This is a genomic window from Stenotrophomonas sp. SMYL86 (genome assembly GCF_036320025.1).
In the GTDB taxonomy this organism is placed as follows: Bacteria; Pseudomonadota; Gammaproteobacteria; order Xanthomonadales; family Xanthomonadaceae; genus Stenotrophomonas; species Stenotrophomonas maltophilia_A.
Genome location: NZ_JAWIRU010000005.1, coordinates 90,763 through 105,637 on the forward strand (window position 1 = coordinate 90,763; position 14,875 = coordinate 105,637).

A 14,875-nucleotide genomic window follows, 5' to 3' on the forward strand; every position below is an offset into this window, starting at 1 on the left:
CGGTACCGCACCATGTCCACCAGCTCCAAGACCCGCCGCGACCAGCGCCGTCGCCAGGAAAAGCAGGCCGCCAACAAGGCCGCCGCGCAGGCATCGCCGGTGGAACCGCATGCCGAGCTGCGCGATGCGCAGCGCACCCTGCTGGCCGGTGTCGTGCGCCGTGACGGCGAATGGGTGCTGGGCATGGACGGCCGCATCGCTGGCCACAGCGAGAGCGCTGCGCAGGTGCTGGCGCTGATCATGCAGGCCGGTGAACTGCACGAGCGCAACGGCACGCCGGTGCGCCTCATGTACTCCGATGCGCTGCGCGATGCCGCACAGGCCGAAGCGCAGGAGAAGGGCCAGACCTTCGAGGAATTCAAGGCCGAGCTGGCCGCGGCGATGGCCGCGAAGAAGAACAGCTGACAGGCATTTCGGCAGAGCCGGCCGCTGGCCGGCTGCCCGTTGGGTCTTCATCGCGTAGTTGCCGGCCAGCGGCCGGCACTACCAGAAAGGGGCGGATCCTCGCGGACCCGCCCCTTTTCTCATTTCGCCGCCGGGGCCGCGTTGGCCTGCCAGCCGCACATCTGGCCTTCGTTCTGCTGCTTCAGCCACTCGTTGACCGGGGTGAAGTACTCGATCATCGGGCCGGCATCGAGCTTGTCGGTACCGGTCAGCTCCTTCAGCGTGGCCTGCCACGGCTGGCTGGCACCCTTGCTCAGCATCGCCCAGTATTTCTGGCCGGCTTCCTTGTTGCCGTAGAAGGTGCACTCATGCAGCGGGCCCTTGTAGCCGGCCGCATCGCACAGACCCTTGTAGAACTGGAACTGCAGGATGCGCGCCAGGAAGTAGCGGGTGTACGGGGTGTTGCCCGGCACATGGTACTTCGCGCCCGGATCGAAGAACTCCTCGCCACGGGTGCTGGCCGGAGCCACGCCCTGGTACTTGGCCTTCAGGTCCCACCACGCCTTGTTGTAGTTGTCGGCGGTGATCGATCCATCGAACACGCCCCAGCGCCAGCGGTCGATCATCAGCCCGAACGGCAGGAACGACACGCCCGACAGCGCCATGCGCATCTGGTTGTTGATGACCGCTTCGCGGCTCTCGGTCGGCGCATCGACCAGGCCGATCGAGCTGAGGTACTTGGGCGTCATCGCCAGCACGATGGTGTCGCCGATCGCTTCATGGAAACCATCGTTGGCACCGCCCTGGAACAGCGGGGGCAGCGGGTTGTAGGCCAGGTCGTAATAGATGTGGCCCAGCTCGTGGTAGATGGTGGTGAAGTTCTCTTCGTTCGGCTTGATGCACATCTTGGTGCGCACGTCGCCTTCCATGTTCATGTCCCAGGCGCTGGCGTGGCAGACCACGTCGCGGTCGTCAGGCTTGATGAACTGGGTGCGTTCCCAGTACGACTGCGGCAGCGACGGCATGCCCAGCGACACGTAGAAGTCCTGTGCGCGTTCGGTCATCTGCCTGGCGGTACGCAGTTCGGCCTCGCGCTGCGCCTTGTACTGCGCTGCCACGTTGGCATCCTTGCCGGCCTTGGCCAGCGCCGCGCTCAGGTTGGTCTGGTACTGCTTTTCCAGCGCAGCGGTGATGTCCAGGCTGCCGGCACCCGGGTACGGTTCCAGCTGGTCCCACAGGTTCGACCAGTCCTGCTGCCACATGTTGCCCAGCAGGTGCGCGGCGATCAGTCCGTTGCCCACTTCGGCCTTGTCCTTGCCGTAGGTCTTGTCCAGCTTGCCGCGTGCGTAGCAGTGCAGCTGCTCGTACATCGGCTTGACCTGTTCCCACAGGCGATCGGTTTCCGGGCCGATCTGCTCCGGCGGCATGTCGTAGCCGCTGCGCCACATCTGGCCGGCATCGGTGAAACCCATGCCCTTGGCGCCTTCATTCACCAGGCCGACGAACTTCTGGTAGTCGCCGCGCATGCTCTTGGTGGTGCTGTGCCAGCCCTGCCAGGCGTCGAGCTGCTTGTCGTAGTCGCGGCTGCGTGCCAGCACCTGCTCCAGCTCGCCCAGCTGGCGGCAGGAGTTGGGATCGTTGGCATCGGTGCAGTACTTGCCGGCACCGTAGCTGCCTTCCATGCGGGTGGCGATCTGGGTCAGCTCGGCCAGCTTGGCAGGGTCACGCGGTGCCGGCATCGAGGACATCAGCTTCAGCAGGTGGATCGCGCGCTTGCTGTCCTCGCTCATCGGCTTGCCGTCGAACTTGGCGGCCTGTTCGATCCAGCTGTTGAGCTGGGTCAGCGAGCGCTCGTTGGCCTTGGCCGCGATGCGCTCCGAATCACTGTTGATGTAGGTGGAGGACAGCCACTGCGCCGAGGTCATCTCCGGGTAGGCGGCCTTGAACTCGGAATTGATGCGGGCCACGAACTGGTCGGCGGTTTCGCCGGCCGGGGTGCTGCTGCTGGCGGTATCGGTGCCTGGGGCAGCTTCCTTCTTGCAGGCGGCCAGGGCCAGCGTGGCGGCGGCGACAGCCGAGGCCAGCAGGAGATGACGGTGTTTCACGGGCGGTCCTTGGGTGGTGAACGACGGCCGAAGGCTAGTGGGCAGTCGCCGCCACCGCAAGTGGCAAAGGTCGGCAGAGCTGCGCCCTGCACCCGCAGAGGCCTTCAAGCAACGGCAAAGGCAACGTCAACAGCGGGGATTCCGTGGGATGGCGGGGCGGTGTGGACTTGCAGGACACGCCGTAAACCCGTCCATGGGGGCTCGATGGCGCCATCCATGGCGCCAACGGTCCTGCAAGCCCATACCGCCCCACCTCTGACAGATCGTGGCGGCTGTTGGTAGGTGTCGACCTTGGTCGACACATCTGTCAGATATCGAAAATCAAAATGGGGTCGGGTCCGTTTTCTTCCGGAAAGCGGATCCGACCCCAAGATCGTTCCAGGAGATCGCGGAAGACTGTCGAAGGCGGGGTGGGTCCGGTGGCGGGGGTGTCAGCCGCATGGATGCGGCTGCCAAGCCTCCAGGGACGGATTCACGGCGTCCCCCGCCACCGGACCCACCTCGCCATCCCACGGAATGCGCGCTGTTGCTGTTGCTTCGGCGGTTGCGGTTGCCTCTGCAGGTGCAGGGCTGCAAGCCCTGCCGAACAACCCTCAACCCTCAACCCTCGCAGTTGGCGAACACGTCGCGGTCGCGCTCGTACAGCGAGGTCTTCACCTGCATCAGGCCCAGCACCGACGGGAACAGGTTGTCGTGGTCGGTGTAGGCCGCCGAACGCTTGCGCACGCACTGCAGGTCCAGCCCGCGGCTGCTGGCGAAGCCCTGCGAGAACCACATCGTCATCGGTACCCGGGTCTGCTCGGCCGGGGCGATGGCGTAGGGCACGCCATGCAGGAACAGGCCCTTCTCGCCCAGCGACTCGCCGTGGTCGGACAGGTAGATCATCGCCGTGTCGTAGTCCTGCATGCCCTGCAGCGTACCGATGGTCTTGGTCAGGAAGTGATCGGTGTACAGCACGGCATTGTCGTAACTGTTGGTGATCTCTTCGCGCGAGCAGCGGCCGATGTCGCGGGTATCGCAGGTGGGGGTGAAGCGGCGGAACGCGGGCGGGTAGCGCTCGAAGTAGGCCGGGCCGTGGTTGCCCAGCTGATGCAGCACCACCACCCGGTCGCCCGGCTTTGCACGTACCTGGGTGGCCAGGTCCTGCAGCAGGATTTCGTCCATGCAGCGGCCGTCAGCGCACAGGCCCGGGGTGGTCGCATCGGACAATGACTGGAAGTCCAGGCCTTCGCACACGCCCTTGCAGCCAGACTGGTTGTCACGCCACAGCGGCGCGATGCCGGCGCGGTTCAATACGTGCAGCAGCGACTGGTGCGCGCGGATCTTCTTCTCGTCGTAGTCATGGCGGCCCCATGGCGAGAACAGGCACGGCAGTGAAACCTCGGTGCTGGTACCGCACGAATGCATGTCCGGGAAATTGACCACACTGGCCTGGGCCAGTTCCGGGGTGGTGTTGCGGCCACCGTTGAGGCCCCAGTTCTGCGCGCGCACGGTCTCGCCCATGACGATCACCAGCAGGCGCGGCTTGCTGGCCGGCGCGCGCGGGGTGGCCTTGGCATCGGTACCGATCGGCAACTTCGGTGCGCGCTGCACCGGGTTGTCGCCACGCAGTGCACGCGGCATGCCCAGCAGCACATTGGCCGGGGTGGCGAGGTAACGCACTTCGCGCTGGTTGCGCATCAGTGCCGAGACATCCTGGAACGAGATCAATGCGCCGCCCACCGCGGTCACTGCCGCCACGACCAGGAAGCCGACGCGCCAGAGCAGGCTGCGGCCCCAGCTGCGGCGGCGCAGCTGCACGCGCCACAGCACCGCCATCGGCAGCACTGCCAGCAACAACACCGGCCACAGCAGCGACACGGTCATCAGCTCGCGGCTTTCCTTGGGATCGGTCGCCAGCACGTTGCGCAGCATGTCCGCATCCAGGTAGATGTGGTAACGGCTCATGTAGTGCGCAGCGAAGGCGGTCACCAGCAGCAACAGGCTGATCACCACCTTGGCGTTCCAGCGCCAGACCAGGATGCCCAGCAGCACGCCGTGCGCACCGAGCAGCAACAGCAGCAGCGACAGCGCGTAGCGCAGGCTGCCCGGGTGGCTGGCCATCGCGCTGTGCCAGAACAGGCCGTTGCCGGCCACTGCGAAGAACAGGCTGGTCAGTGCGATCAGTGCTTCGGTGGACAGCTGCGGCCGCCAGCGGCGAAGGTTCGCCAACGCGGGAAGGCGGGCGGGGCGTTGGACCGATGCACTCATGCGTTTGCCTCCTGGCGGTGGGGACGGTCCAGCTGACGGCGGGCCAGGACGCGTTTGACGATCAGATACAGGCCCAGCGAAAGCAGCCAGCAGATCAACGCAGTAGCAACGTCATGCGAAAGGAAATGCGCGCCCCGCAGTTGCTGGCTCACGCCGAATACCAGGCCGGTGCCAAGGCCGATCCACAACCCGGCCCAGCGCCATGAAGGGCGCCACAGCAGGGCGAAAAAGTACAGGGACAACCATGCATAACCCGCGCTGGCGTGGCCCGCCGGGAAGCAGGCCTGCGCGGCCATGCCTGCGGGGCGCGCCGTGAAAAGCCCGATGAACGGCTGGTGGCCGCCGTAGCGCAGCAGGTCCCAGGGGCATTCCATCGGCACCAGCGACTTCAGCAGGGAGATCACACCGGTGCCCAGGGCCATGGCAATCACGACATAAAGCAGCGCCCACCGCAGGGTGTGATCGCGACCCTTACGCCAGTGGTGGAAGCACAGCAGGATCGCCACGAGCGCAGCAGCCGTGCTCAGCCACTTGCCGGCCTTGTGCACCACCGTGCGGGTGACCCAGGCGTCCTGTAGCGCCCAATGGCCACCCTCAAGGCGGAACAGGTGATCGGCCACCCATTGGTCGCCGCCGAAACCCATCAGCAGCGTAAACACGGGCAGACCGAGTGCGACAGGCAGCCAGAGGTGAGTTACGGCGAATTTTGACGCCAGTGGCGATGTCGCAAGCGGCGCTACCGAATCAAGGGGACGGACGGGCATGCTGGGAAAGGGCGGGTCGGGAATCCGCGGCCATGCTCGTCACCTGGATGTCGGAGAAGGGTCGGACGCTCGTTCGTGCCGGGTTAATGCTTGCCCGGCACGTGTCAGCGTTCAGTCTTCTTCAGCGGTCGCGCCGGCCCGTTCGGCGTGGCATTCCGCGTCCCACGCGGTACCGGGAAGCAGTTGCCAGCGATTCCTGTTGGCAATACCGATATCGATCACCTTGCTCGGGTCCACGCACGGGCTCATCGCATCGTCCAGCACCAGCAGCCAGCGCTTGTCCGGTGCCTCGGCCAGCCACGGGCCGGCGTCGTGCCACTGCTCGGCCCAGGGCCGCTTGAAGCCGAACTCGCGCACCGGCCGGTCGGCCTGCAACAGGTTCTGCTCGCGCCAGGCCACCAGCGCCAGTTCGGCGTCGGGTCCGATCCGCGCGCCCACCCGGCGCATGAGTGCCGACGCCGAAGCGAAGGGGTCCAGGGCAGGCATCAGCACCAGGCCGTAGAGCATCCACAGCATGCCGTGGGTCAGCAGTACCAGCGTCGCGGCACGGCGTACCCGCAGCCACACGATCAGCGTGGCCAGGGCAATGGCGAAGGTCAGCAGGCCATCGCCCAGCACCGGCAGCAACGTCTCGGGCATGGCGCGGCGTTGCAGTTGCGCCAACGCCCATGGGTGCTCGGTCATCAGCATCACGCCGAGTACGCCGGTGGCCAGCATCAGCACCACGCTGTAGCCGAACAGGTAGCGGCGCACGCACACGCGGCGCAGCAGGCCGGGCAGCAGCGGCGCCACGGCCAGTGCCATCGCCGGCAGCATCGGCAGCAGGTACACCTCGCGCTTGCCCGGGCTGGCACTGAAGAACACCAGTACCAGTACGGCCCAGCCCAGCAGCAGCCACTGGCGGCGATCGCCGCGACGGATGCGGCGCCACCAGGGCTTGAACAGCATCGGCAGCAGCAGGCTGCCCGGCAGCCACAGGGTCAGGATCACCTGCAGGTAGTACCAGGCCGGCTGCCGGTGGTGCCAGGCATTGGCGTAGCGGGTGCCGGTCTGCTTGAACAACAGCTCGTGCGCGTAGGCCTGCAGTTCGGCGCTGGGCGTATGCAGCAGGGCCCAGCCCAGCGGCGCCAGCCACACGCCCACGCCCAGCAGGAACGCCGGGATCAACCACAGCAGCGTTGCCGGGTGCGGACCCTCCACACGGTGCCCGCGACGGCGCTGGTACAGCCACCAGCCGAACCAGGGCAGCACCAGCAGCAGCGGCAGGAAACCCACGCCCTTGGTCACCGTGCCGACACCGGCGGCGAAACCGGCCAGCCACAGCGCGGGCAGGTTGCGACGTTCGCACAGGTGCCGCATCAAGCCCCACAGGGCGACGGTGGTCATCCCCACCAGCACCATGTCGATCTGCGCACGCTTGGCCATCAGCCCGAACTGCAGCGTGCAGAACAGCGCCGCGAGGGCATAGATGGAATGCCGCGGCGACCACAGCCGCCGTGCCAGATCCGACACCAGCCACAGACTCAGCAGGGCGCCCAGCAATGACGGCAGCAGGAACGACCATTGCCAGCTGCCGACCACCTCGTAGGCGGCCGCCTGCAGCCACATGAACACCGGTGGTTTCTCGGCATACAGCTCGCTGCCACGATGCGGCAGCAGCCATTGCCCGCTCTCGACCATGGTCCGTGCGGCCAGCACGAAGCGCGGCTCGTCCGGTGGCTGCGGCTGCCGAAGGCCGATGCCCGCTGCCAATGCAGCAATGATCAGCAGCCACAACAGGGGCAGGCGCCAACGGCGGGGCAGGGCTACGGGCACGGCAGGCTCCGGGAGCAAAACGGCCATTCTGAGGTGGCGGGGGTGGGAAAAGCGTCAGAAGGGGGCGGGACGACCGCATTCCGACATGGGCGGCGCTACCATGGTACGAACTTCCGTGGATGTTTCGTGCATGCGTCTGTTGGTGATCGAGGACAACCGCCAGCTGGTGGCCAACCTGTTCGACTATTTCGAGTCGCGCGGGCATGTGCTGGACGTGGCCCCGGATGGCATCACCGGCCTGCACCTGGCCGGCAGCCACCCTTACGATGCGGTGATCCTGGACTGGATGCTGCCGCGCATGGAGGGACCGGAAGTGCTGCGCCGGCTGCGTGCCGAGCACGCGTCGGAGGTGCCGGTGATCATGCTGACCGCGCGCGATGAACTGCCGGACAAGATCGCCGGTTTCCGCGCCGGTGCCGACGACTACCTGACCAAGCCGTTCGCCCTGCCCGAGCTGGAGGTGCGGCTGGAAGCGCTGCTGCTGCGTGCGCAGGGCCGCAACCCGCGCAAGCGCCTGCAGGTGGGCGATCTGGTGCTGGATCTGGCGACGCTGGAGGCCCAGCGTGAGGGCCAGGTGCTGCACCTGTACCCGGCCTGCCGCAAACTGCTGGAAGTGCTGATGCGGGCCAGCCCGGGTGCGGTGACGCGACAGCAGCTGGAGTTCGCCCTGTGGGGTGACGAGCCGCCGGATGGCGACCTGCTGCGTTCGCATGTCTACGAGTTGCGTCGCAGCGTTGACGGTCCGTTTGCCGAGAAGCTGATCCACACCCTGCCGCGCGTGGGTTACCGGTTGGCGGTAGTGGAGGGTGCCGACGCCGGCAGGAATGCTGATGAGGGCGCGTAAGCCGGGGCCGTTGTACCGGCGCGTGGTGTGGTGGTTGCTGGGCTATCTGGCGCTGCTGTCGATCGCGGTGTTCAGCGTCGGCAACTACGTGCACGAGCACGCCGAGCATGCCGCCTGGCGCGCGCTGCTCAACTCCGAGCTCGACAGCATCGTCGAGCATGTCGAGCACGAACCGCACTATCGCTGGCAGGATTCGGACACGCTGAGCCTGTACCGCTTCGACGCGGTCAACCTTCCCGATAGCCTGCGTACCCTGCATCCAGGGCTGCACGACGGCGTAATGGTCAAGGGCCGCGAGACGGCGGTGATGGTGCGTGAAACCCAGTCGATGGGACGGGTCGCGCTGGTACTGGACATCTCCGACTTCCATGACCTGGAACAGTTCGCCACGCGCTGGGTGATGCTGGCCGGGGTGATCATGATCTTCGTTACCGTGCTGATGGCCTCGTTCGGCATGGAGCGGATGGTGCGTCCGCTGAGCCTGCTGGCACAACACATCGCCGCGCTCAGGCCGGGCGTGCAGGGGCAGCGCATCGAGGTCGACCCGCGCGGCAGCTCAGAGCTGCACACCATTGCCAATGCGCTGAACGATTACCTGGACCGCAACGAGCAGTTCGTCGAACGCGAGCGGGTCTTCATCAGCACCGCCAGCCACGAATTGCGCACGCCGATCGCGGTGATGACCGGTGCCGCCGAACTGGCGCTGGAGCAACCGGGCCTGCCCGAGCGCGCGCGCCAGCAGATGCAGCGGGTACTGCGCACCGCACAGAGCGTGGAGCAGCTGATCGAACTGCTGCTGGTGCTGGCGCGTGATCCGGCGCGACTGGCGGCGCGTGCCGAGCGCATCGCGCTGGACCAGCTGCTGCCGGAGATCGTCGACGACCATCGCCACCTGCTGGGCGACAAGGACCTGAGCATCGGCATCCAGGCCGCACCGGTGGACATCGTCGCGCCGCTGGCGGTGGTGCAGGCAGCGATCGGCAACCTTCTGCGCAACGCCATCGAGAACAGTGGCCGTGGCCACATCGAATTGCGCCTGAGTTCGTCGGCGGTGCTGACCCTGCAGGACCCGGGACATGGCATGAGCCCGGAGGAGATTGCAGCGATCCATGCGCGGATGGCCCGTGGCGAACGCGCCGATCGTGGCGGCGGCATCGGACTGGATCTGATCGCGCGGCTGTGCGAGCACCTCGGATGGACCCTGCAGCTGCAGCCCTGCGACCCGCGTGGCACGCGTGTCACGCTCGATTTCAGTGCCTCGCGACCGTGCTGATCCGGCCGTTCGTGTAGATGCCAATCTTGGTTGGCATGCCGTTCGTCGACCAAGGTCGACGCCTACCCAGGCAATGGCTGTCCGCTTCAACGCCCGTTCGGTCGCGCCACGTGCTGGTCGATCAGGATCACGTTGCCGTCGGGATCGGCCAACTGCAGGTAGCCGGTCCCCTGGCCATCAGGATCGGTGCGGACCGCCAGTTCGATGCCCCTGGTATCCAGCTCTGCCTGCAGCTCACGCACATCCTGGAAGTGGGGCAGTTCCTGCTTGTGCTGGTCCCAGCCGGGGTTGAAGGTCAGCAGGTTGCCCTCGAACATGCCCTGGAACAGCCCGATCACCGTGCCGTTGCTGCGCATCACCAGCCAGTTCTGTGCCGGATCGCCGCCGGTGACCGAGAAGCCCAGGGCTTCGTAGAAGGCACGGGAGGCCGCGAGATCCTTCACCGAGAGGCTGACCGAAAAGGCACCAAGCTGCATGAGTGGGCTCCCTGACGGGATGGGGGGTGTCGGCACTGCAGCATGACCGGGCGTGAAGACAATGTTAATCTCGATCTGCGCCGCCTTATGCGGCGCTTTTTTTTCTCCGCTCTTTCGATCGACAGAGGATCCCATGCCGACCGAACCCGCTACTGCCCTGATCAGCAACGACATCGTTGGACTGGGCCTGATTGCCGCCACCCTGGCCCTGATCTTCTGGGCCGCCAGTGGTCCAACCCCGCTGCTGAAGAAGATCTTCGCCTGGGTGCCGGCCCTGCTGCTGTGCTATTTCATCCCCGCCGTCTACAACACCGCCGGTGTCATCGATGGCCACAACACCTCGCTGTACAACCCGGTCGCGCGTGACGTGCTGCTGCCGGCCGCGCTGGTCCTGCTGACCCTGTCGATCGACCTGAAAGGCGTCATCAAGCTTGGTCCGAAACTGCTGATCGTGTTCTGTGCCGGTACCGCCGGCATCATGCTCGGCGCCATCGTTTCGTTCCAGCTGATGAAGCTGATCCATCCGGAAACCGTGGCCGGTGATACCTGGGCCGGCATGGCGGCGTTGGCCGGCAGCTGGATCGGTGGCGGCGCCAACATGGTCGCCATGCGCGAGGTGTTCGGCACCGATGCCACCACCTTCGGCCAGTTCGCGGTGGTTGACGTGGCCTGTGCCAGTCTGTGGATGGCGATCCTGCTGTTCCTGGCCAACCGCGCACAGCAGATCGACACCCGCAATGGTGCCGACACCCGTGCCATCGACGAGATGAAGGCGCGCATCAGTGCCTACGAGGCACAGAACGCACGCATTCCCAGCATGACCGACCTGATGGTGATCGTTGGCGTGGCACTGGGCGGCGTTGGCCTGGCCCATGCCATCGCCGCGCCGCTGGCAGGCTGGTTCAAGGCCAATGTCAGCTGGGCCAGCCAGTTCAGCCTGGACAGCCAGTTCGTCTGGGTGATCCTGCTGTCCACGGCGATGGGCCTGGGCCTGAGCTTCACCCGTGCCCGCCGGCTGGAAGCGGCTGGCGCTTCGCGGCTGGGCACGGTGTTCCTGTACTTCCTGATCGCCTGCATCGGCATGCAGATGAACCTGCTGTCGCTGCTGGATCGGCCGTGGCTGTTCCTGCTCGGCGCGATCTGGATGGCCACGCACGTGCTGGTGCTGTGGGTGGTGGCCAAGCTGCTGCGCGCGCCGCTGTTCTTCTTCGCCATTGGTTCGCAGGGCAACATCGGCGCAGCCGCTTCGGCCCCTGTGGTGGCGGCGGCGTTCCATCCGACGCTGGCGCCGGTGGGCGTGCTGCTGGGTACGGTGGGTTATGCCACCGGCACGGGCCTGGCCTACGTCACCGGCCTGATCCTGAAGTGGATGGCCACCGGCTGAGTTCGGACCGCCCTGGCGTCATGCTTCCGTAGATCCACGCCACGCGTGGATGCATTTCATGGGTATCCATGAACAAGGAAGGGGTCAGATCTGTTTCCCGGAGGAAACGGATCTGACCCCGGACTCAACTCGATATTTGCCAGGTTTCATCCACGCATGGCGTGGATCTACTCAACGTCACTCGAGCGCTGTTGAACCGGACCCTCAACAGCAGCGGCCACCGTTGCGTCCGCCATAACGTGCTTCCTGGCGCTCGCGGAAGAACGTCTTGTAGTCCATCGGCTCCTGGTCCGGATGCTTTTCCAGCATGTGCCGGACGTAGTTGTCGTAATCAGGAATGCCACAGCACAGTCGTGCGGTCTGCACCAGGCGCCGCCAGATGCGGCGGTGCGCCTGGTACTGGCCGGCGGGAACCAGTTGGGTACTCATCACAGATCCACCATTTCATGCGGCTTCAGCGCCACGTACGGGGTCTCGCGGTCGGTACGCTGCGGATTTCGGCGGGCCGCCAGGATGGTCTTGATCGAATACACCAGCACCGCGCCCACCACCAGCAGGAACAGCGCGGTCAGGCCGGTGTTGACGTAGGCGTTGACCACGATCTGCTTCATCTGCTCCACCGACTTGGCCGGTGCAGTGATGGTGTCGCTGGCGAGCGCGGCCTGGAACTTGTGTGCCTGTGCCAGGAAGCCCTGTGCCGGATTGCTGTCGAAGATCTTGATGAAGCCGGCGTAGGTGGTGCAGATCAGCAGCCACACCGCCGGTACCGCAGTCACCCATGCATAGCGGTCACGCTTCATCTTGAACAGCACCACCGTGCCCAGCATCAACGCGATGCCGGCCAGCATCTGGTTGGAGATGCCGAACAGCGGCCACAGCGTCTGGATGCCGCCGAACGGATCCACCACGCCGGTGTACAGCAGGTAGCCCCACAGCGCCACGCAACCCGCGGTGCCGATGATGTTGGCGGTCCACGATTCGGTCTTCTTCAGGGCCGGCACGAAGTTGCCCAGCAGGTCCTGCAGCATGAAGCGGCCCGCACGGGTACCGGCGTCCACCGCGGTGAGGATGAACAGCGCTTCGAACAGGATCGCGAAGTGGTACCAGAACGCCATCATCGCGTCGCTGCCACTGGGAATCGCTTCGTGCAGGATCTGCGCGATGCCTACAGCAAGTGTTGGCGCGCCACCTGCACGATGCAGGATGGTCGGTTCACCGATCGCCGCCGCAGTCGCGGTCAGCTGCTCGGGGGTGATGGTGAAGCCCCAGGTGTTGGTGATGTAGTGCGCGGCCGAGGCCGCATCGGCACCGATCACCGCCGCCGGGCTGTTCATCGCGAAATAGATGCCCGGATCGATGATCGAGGCCGCCACCAGCGCCATCACCGCGACGAACGATTCCATCAGCATGCCGCCGTAGCCGATGTAGCGCATGTGCGCTTCATTGGCCAGCAGCTTCGGCGTGGTGCCGGAGGAAATCAGTGCATGGAAACCGGAGACCGCGCCACAGGCGATGGTGATGAACAGGAACGGGAACATGCCGCCCTTCCACACCGGGCCGTCGCCGCTGGCGGCGAACTGGGTCAGCGCCGGCATCTTCAGTTCCGGCATCACCACCAGGATGCCGATGGCCAGCGCGATGATGGTGCCGATCTTGAGGAAGGTCGACAGGTAATCACGCGGGGCCAGCAGCAGCCACACCGGCAGCACCGAGGCGACGAAGCCGTAGCCGATCAGCATCCAGGTGATCTGGGTGCCGGTGAAGGTGAACGCCGGGCCCCAGACCGGGTCGGCGGCGACCTTGCCGCCGTACCAGATCGCGGCGAGCAGCAGGATCAGGCCAACCACCGAGATCTCGCCGATCTTGCCGGGGCGGATGTAGCGCATGTACACGCCCATCAGGATCGCGATGGGCATCGTCGCAATCACCGTGAACATGCCCCACGGGCTTTCGGCCAGCGCCTTGACCACCACCATCGCCAGCACTGCCAGGATGATGATCATGATCAGGAACGCACCGAACAGCGCGATGGTGCCGGGCACCTGGCCCATCTCTTCTCTTACCAGGTCACCCAGCGAGCGGCCATTGCGGCGGCTGGACAGGAACAGGACCATGAAGTCCTGCACCGCGCCGGCCAACACCACGCCCACCACCAGCCACAGCAGGCCGGGCAGGTAGCCCATCTGCGCGGCCAGCACCGGGCCGACCAGCGGGCCGGCGCCGGCAATGGCGGCGAAGTGGTGGCCGAACAGCACGTGTTTGTTGGTCGGGACGTAGTCCAGGCCATCGTTGTTGATCACCGCCGGGGTGGCCCGGGTCGGATCCAGCTGCATCACCTTGTTGGCGATGAACAGGCTGTAGAAGCGATAGGCGACGAGGTACAGCGACACCGCCGCGACGACGATCCACAGGGCATTGATGTGTTCGCCGCGGCGCAGCGCCACGGTACCCAGACAGAACGCGCCGAGCAGAGCGAGTACCGCCCAGCCCAGTTTGGAAAACCCTTTCATGAGGTGCTCTCTCCCGGAAAGACAGACAAAGAGTCCTGCTTGCCCACGACAGGGTCAATTGGCACAGGACGAATCAGCGGTAGTACTTTGGTCGTACGGCGGCTGCGCTGACGTGCAGCGAACATCAGGGATGGAACAATCGGTTGCGGAGCCATCCATTGGCCTACGGCCGTGTGGCGTCCATCTTCAGTGGCACCCATCCAACAGGAGTCGCCATGAGCTTTCCCGAACCGGTCCGCGTACTGCGCACCATCCGTGGCATGCCCACCTCCGACGGTGCCGGCGTGCGCCTGACCCGCGTCATCGGCGGCCCGACGCTGCCCGACCTGGATCCGTTCCTGCTGCTTGATGAGTTCGGTACCGACCGTGCCGAAGACTACATCGCCGGCTTCCCGGAACACCCGCACCGTGGTTTCGAGACCGTCACCTACATGCTCGACGGACGCATGCGGCATCGCGACAACCACGGCAACGAAGGCCTGCTGACCCCGGGCAGCGTGCAGTGGATGACCGCTGGCCGTGGCCTGGTGCATTCGGAGATGCCCGAGCAGGAAAGCGGGCAGATGCGCGGGTTCCAGCTGTGGGTGAACCTGCCGGCGAAGGAGAAGATGACCGAGCCGAAGTACCAGGAATTCGCACCCGAGCGCATTCCCGTGGTGCACCCGGAGCCGGGCGTAGAGGTGAAGGTGATTGCCGGCAGCGTGGACGGCACCGATGGCCCGATCGTGCAGCCGGCCACCGATCCGCTCTACCTCGACATCACGCTGTCGCCCGACCGGGCCTGGACCTATGCGCTGCCGGAGGGGCACAACGCGTTCGCCTACGTGTTCGAAGGTGCGATGACCGTGGGTGAGCAGGACGCCGCGCGCGACGTTGCACGCCAGGAACTGGCGGTGCTGGGCGGCGGCGAACAGCTGCACCTTTCGGCCGGCAACGAAGGCGCGCGGTTGATCCTGGTGGCCGGCCGTCCGCTGCGCGAACCGGTGATGCGCCACGGGCCGTTCGTGATGAACACGCGGCAGGAACTGATGCAGGCCTTCGTCGATTTCCAGGAAGGCAAGTTCTGAGGG

The 14,875-nt window shown here is 65.8% G+C and carries 12 protein-coding genes; 5 read left to right on the forward strand and 7 right to left on the reverse strand.

The genetic code is table 11. The annotated features are described in order from the left end of the window. Positions 1-12 precede the first annotated feature (12 nt). Positions 13-405: a hypothetical protein gene (locus tag V3B64_RS07885; RefSeq protein ID WP_019338658.1), complete on the forward strand. Its 393-nt coding sequence runs from the start codon at positions 13-15 to the stop codon at positions 403-405. Between the two features lie 119 nt (positions 406-524). On the opposite strand, the gene V3B64_RS07890 is transcribed toward V3B64_RS07885, so the two are convergent. From V3B64_RS07890 to V3B64_RS07905, 4 genes are all read right to left on the reverse strand, one after another. After that, the gene (locus V3B64_RS07890) at positions 525-2,489 is read right to left on the reverse strand and encodes a M2 family metallopeptidase (RefSeq protein ID WP_329913911.1); all 1,965 of its coding nucleotides are present in this window, start codon (positions 2,487-2,489) and stop codon (positions 525-527) included. A 600-nt stretch (positions 2,490-3,089) separates the two neighbouring features. Continuing rightward, the gene (locus tag V3B64_RS07895) at positions 3,090-4,739 is read right to left on the reverse strand and encodes a phosphoethanolamine--lipid A transferase (RefSeq protein ID WP_329894304.1); all 1,650 of its coding nucleotides are present in this window, start codon (positions 4,737-4,739) and stop codon (positions 3,090-3,092) included. Then, the gene (locus V3B64_RS07900) at positions 4,736-5,503 is read right to left on the reverse strand and encodes a phosphatase PAP2 family protein (protein ID WP_032129863.1); all 768 of its coding nucleotides are present in this window, start codon (positions 5,501-5,503) and stop codon (positions 4,736-4,738) included. Before V3B64_RS07900 ends, V3B64_RS07895 begins: the two co-directional genes overlap by 4 nt. A gap of 111 nt (positions 5,504-5,614) precedes the next feature. Then, the gene (locus V3B64_RS07905) at positions 5,615-7,318 is read right to left on the reverse strand and encodes a glycosyltransferase family 39 protein (protein WP_121504620.1); all 1,704 of its coding nucleotides are present in this window, start codon (positions 7,316-7,318) and stop codon (positions 5,615-5,617) included. Between the two features lie 130 nt (positions 7,319-7,448). Here V3B64_RS07905 and V3B64_RS07910 point away from each other — a divergent pair, with 130 nt between their 5' ends. Together V3B64_RS07910 and V3B64_RS07915 are read left to right on the forward strand one after the other, a co-directional pair. Continuing rightward, the gene (locus V3B64_RS07910; RefSeq protein ID WP_032129861.1) at positions 7,449-8,162 is read left to right on the forward strand and encodes a response regulator transcription factor; all 714 of its coding nucleotides are present in this window, start codon (positions 7,449-7,451) and stop codon (positions 8,160-8,162) included. Further along, a complete protein-coding gene (locus tag V3B64_RS07915; protein ID WP_329913912.1) occupies positions 8,149-9,435 on the forward strand; it encodes a HAMP domain-containing sensor histidine kinase in 1,287 nt (428 codons plus the stop codon). The genes V3B64_RS07910 and V3B64_RS07915 overlap by 14 nt, the downstream gene beginning before the upstream one ends. A gap of 86 nt (positions 9,436-9,521) precedes the next feature. On the opposite strand, the gene V3B64_RS07920 is transcribed toward V3B64_RS07915, so the two are convergent. After that, entirely contained in the window at positions 9,522-9,911 is a 390-nt protein-coding gene (locus V3B64_RS07920) for a VOC family protein (RefSeq protein WP_049401346.1), read from the reverse strand. A gap of 133 nt (positions 9,912-10,044) precedes the next feature. Between V3B64_RS07920 and V3B64_RS07925 the strand changes: the two genes are divergently transcribed. Then, positions 10,045-11,295, forward strand: coding sequence for a DUF819 family protein (locus tag V3B64_RS07925; protein WP_049421249.1), 1,251 nt, complete (start codon positions 10,045-10,047; stop codon positions 11,293-11,295). Positions 11,296-11,499: 204 nt separating this feature from the next. Here the strand turns inward: V3B64_RS07925 and V3B64_RS07930 are convergent, their stop codons facing one another. Together V3B64_RS07930 and V3B64_RS07935 are read right to left on the reverse strand one after the other, a co-directional pair. Beyond that, the gene (locus V3B64_RS07930) at positions 11,500-11,724 is read right to left on the reverse strand and encodes a CstA-like transporter-associated (seleno)protein (protein WP_005410613.1); all 225 of its coding nucleotides are present in this window, start codon (positions 11,722-11,724) and stop codon (positions 11,500-11,502) included. Beyond that, positions 11,724-13,805, reverse strand: coding sequence for a carbon starvation CstA family protein (locus V3B64_RS07935; RefSeq protein WP_329913913.1), 2,082 nt, complete (start codon positions 13,803-13,805; stop codon positions 11,724-11,726). Before V3B64_RS07935 ends, V3B64_RS07930 begins: the two co-directional genes overlap by 1 nt. A gap of 215 nt (positions 13,806-14,020) precedes the next feature. Here V3B64_RS07935 and V3B64_RS07940 point away from each other — a divergent pair, with 215 nt between their 5' ends. Further along, positions 14,021-14,872: a pirin family protein gene (locus V3B64_RS07940; RefSeq protein WP_197617003.1), complete on the forward strand. Its 852-nt coding sequence runs from the start codon at positions 14,021-14,023 to the stop codon at positions 14,870-14,872. The last annotated feature ends 3 nt before the right edge of the window (positions 14,873-14,875 follow it).

Excerpts from the sequence above, each read along its gene's own strand:
- V3B64_RS07885 (WP_019338658.1), top strand. The coding sequence starts at position 13 with ATGTCCACCAGCTCCAAGACCCGCCGCGACCAGCGCCGTCGCCAGGAA.
- V3B64_RS07895 (WP_329894304.1), bottom strand. The coding sequence starts at position 4,739 with ATGAGTGCATCGGTCCAACGCCCCGCCCGCCTTCCCGCGTTGGCGAAC.
- V3B64_RS07900 (WP_032129863.1), bottom strand. The coding sequence starts at position 5,503 with ATGCCCGTCCGTCCCCTTGATTCGGTAGCGCCGCTTGCGACATCGCCA.
- V3B64_RS07910 (WP_032129861.1), top strand. The coding sequence starts at position 7,449 with ATGCGTCTGTTGGTGATCGAGGACAACCGCCAGCTGGTGGCCAACCTG.
- V3B64_RS07915 (WP_329913912.1), top strand. The coding sequence starts at position 8,149 with ATGAGGGCGCGTAAGCCGGGGCCGTTGTACCGGCGCGTGGTGTGGTGG.
- V3B64_RS07920 (WP_049401346.1), bottom strand. The coding sequence starts at position 9,911 with ATGCAGCTTGGTGCCTTTTCGGTCAGCCTCTCGGTGAAGGATCTCGCG.
- V3B64_RS07925 (WP_049421249.1), top strand. The coding sequence starts at position 10,045 with ATGCCGACCGAACCCGCTACTGCCCTGATCAGCAACGACATCGTTGGA.
- V3B64_RS07930 (WP_005410613.1), bottom strand. The coding sequence starts at position 11,724 with ATGAGTACCCAACTGGTTCCCGCCGGCCAGTACCAGGCGCACCGCCGC.
- V3B64_RS07935 (WP_329913913.1), bottom strand. The coding sequence starts at position 13,805 with ATGAAAGGGTTTTCCAAACTGGGCTGGGCGGTACTCGCTCTGCTCGGC.
- V3B64_RS07940 (WP_197617003.1), top strand. The coding sequence starts at position 14,021 with ATGAGCTTTCCCGAACCGGTCCGCGTACTGCGCACCATCCGTGGCATG.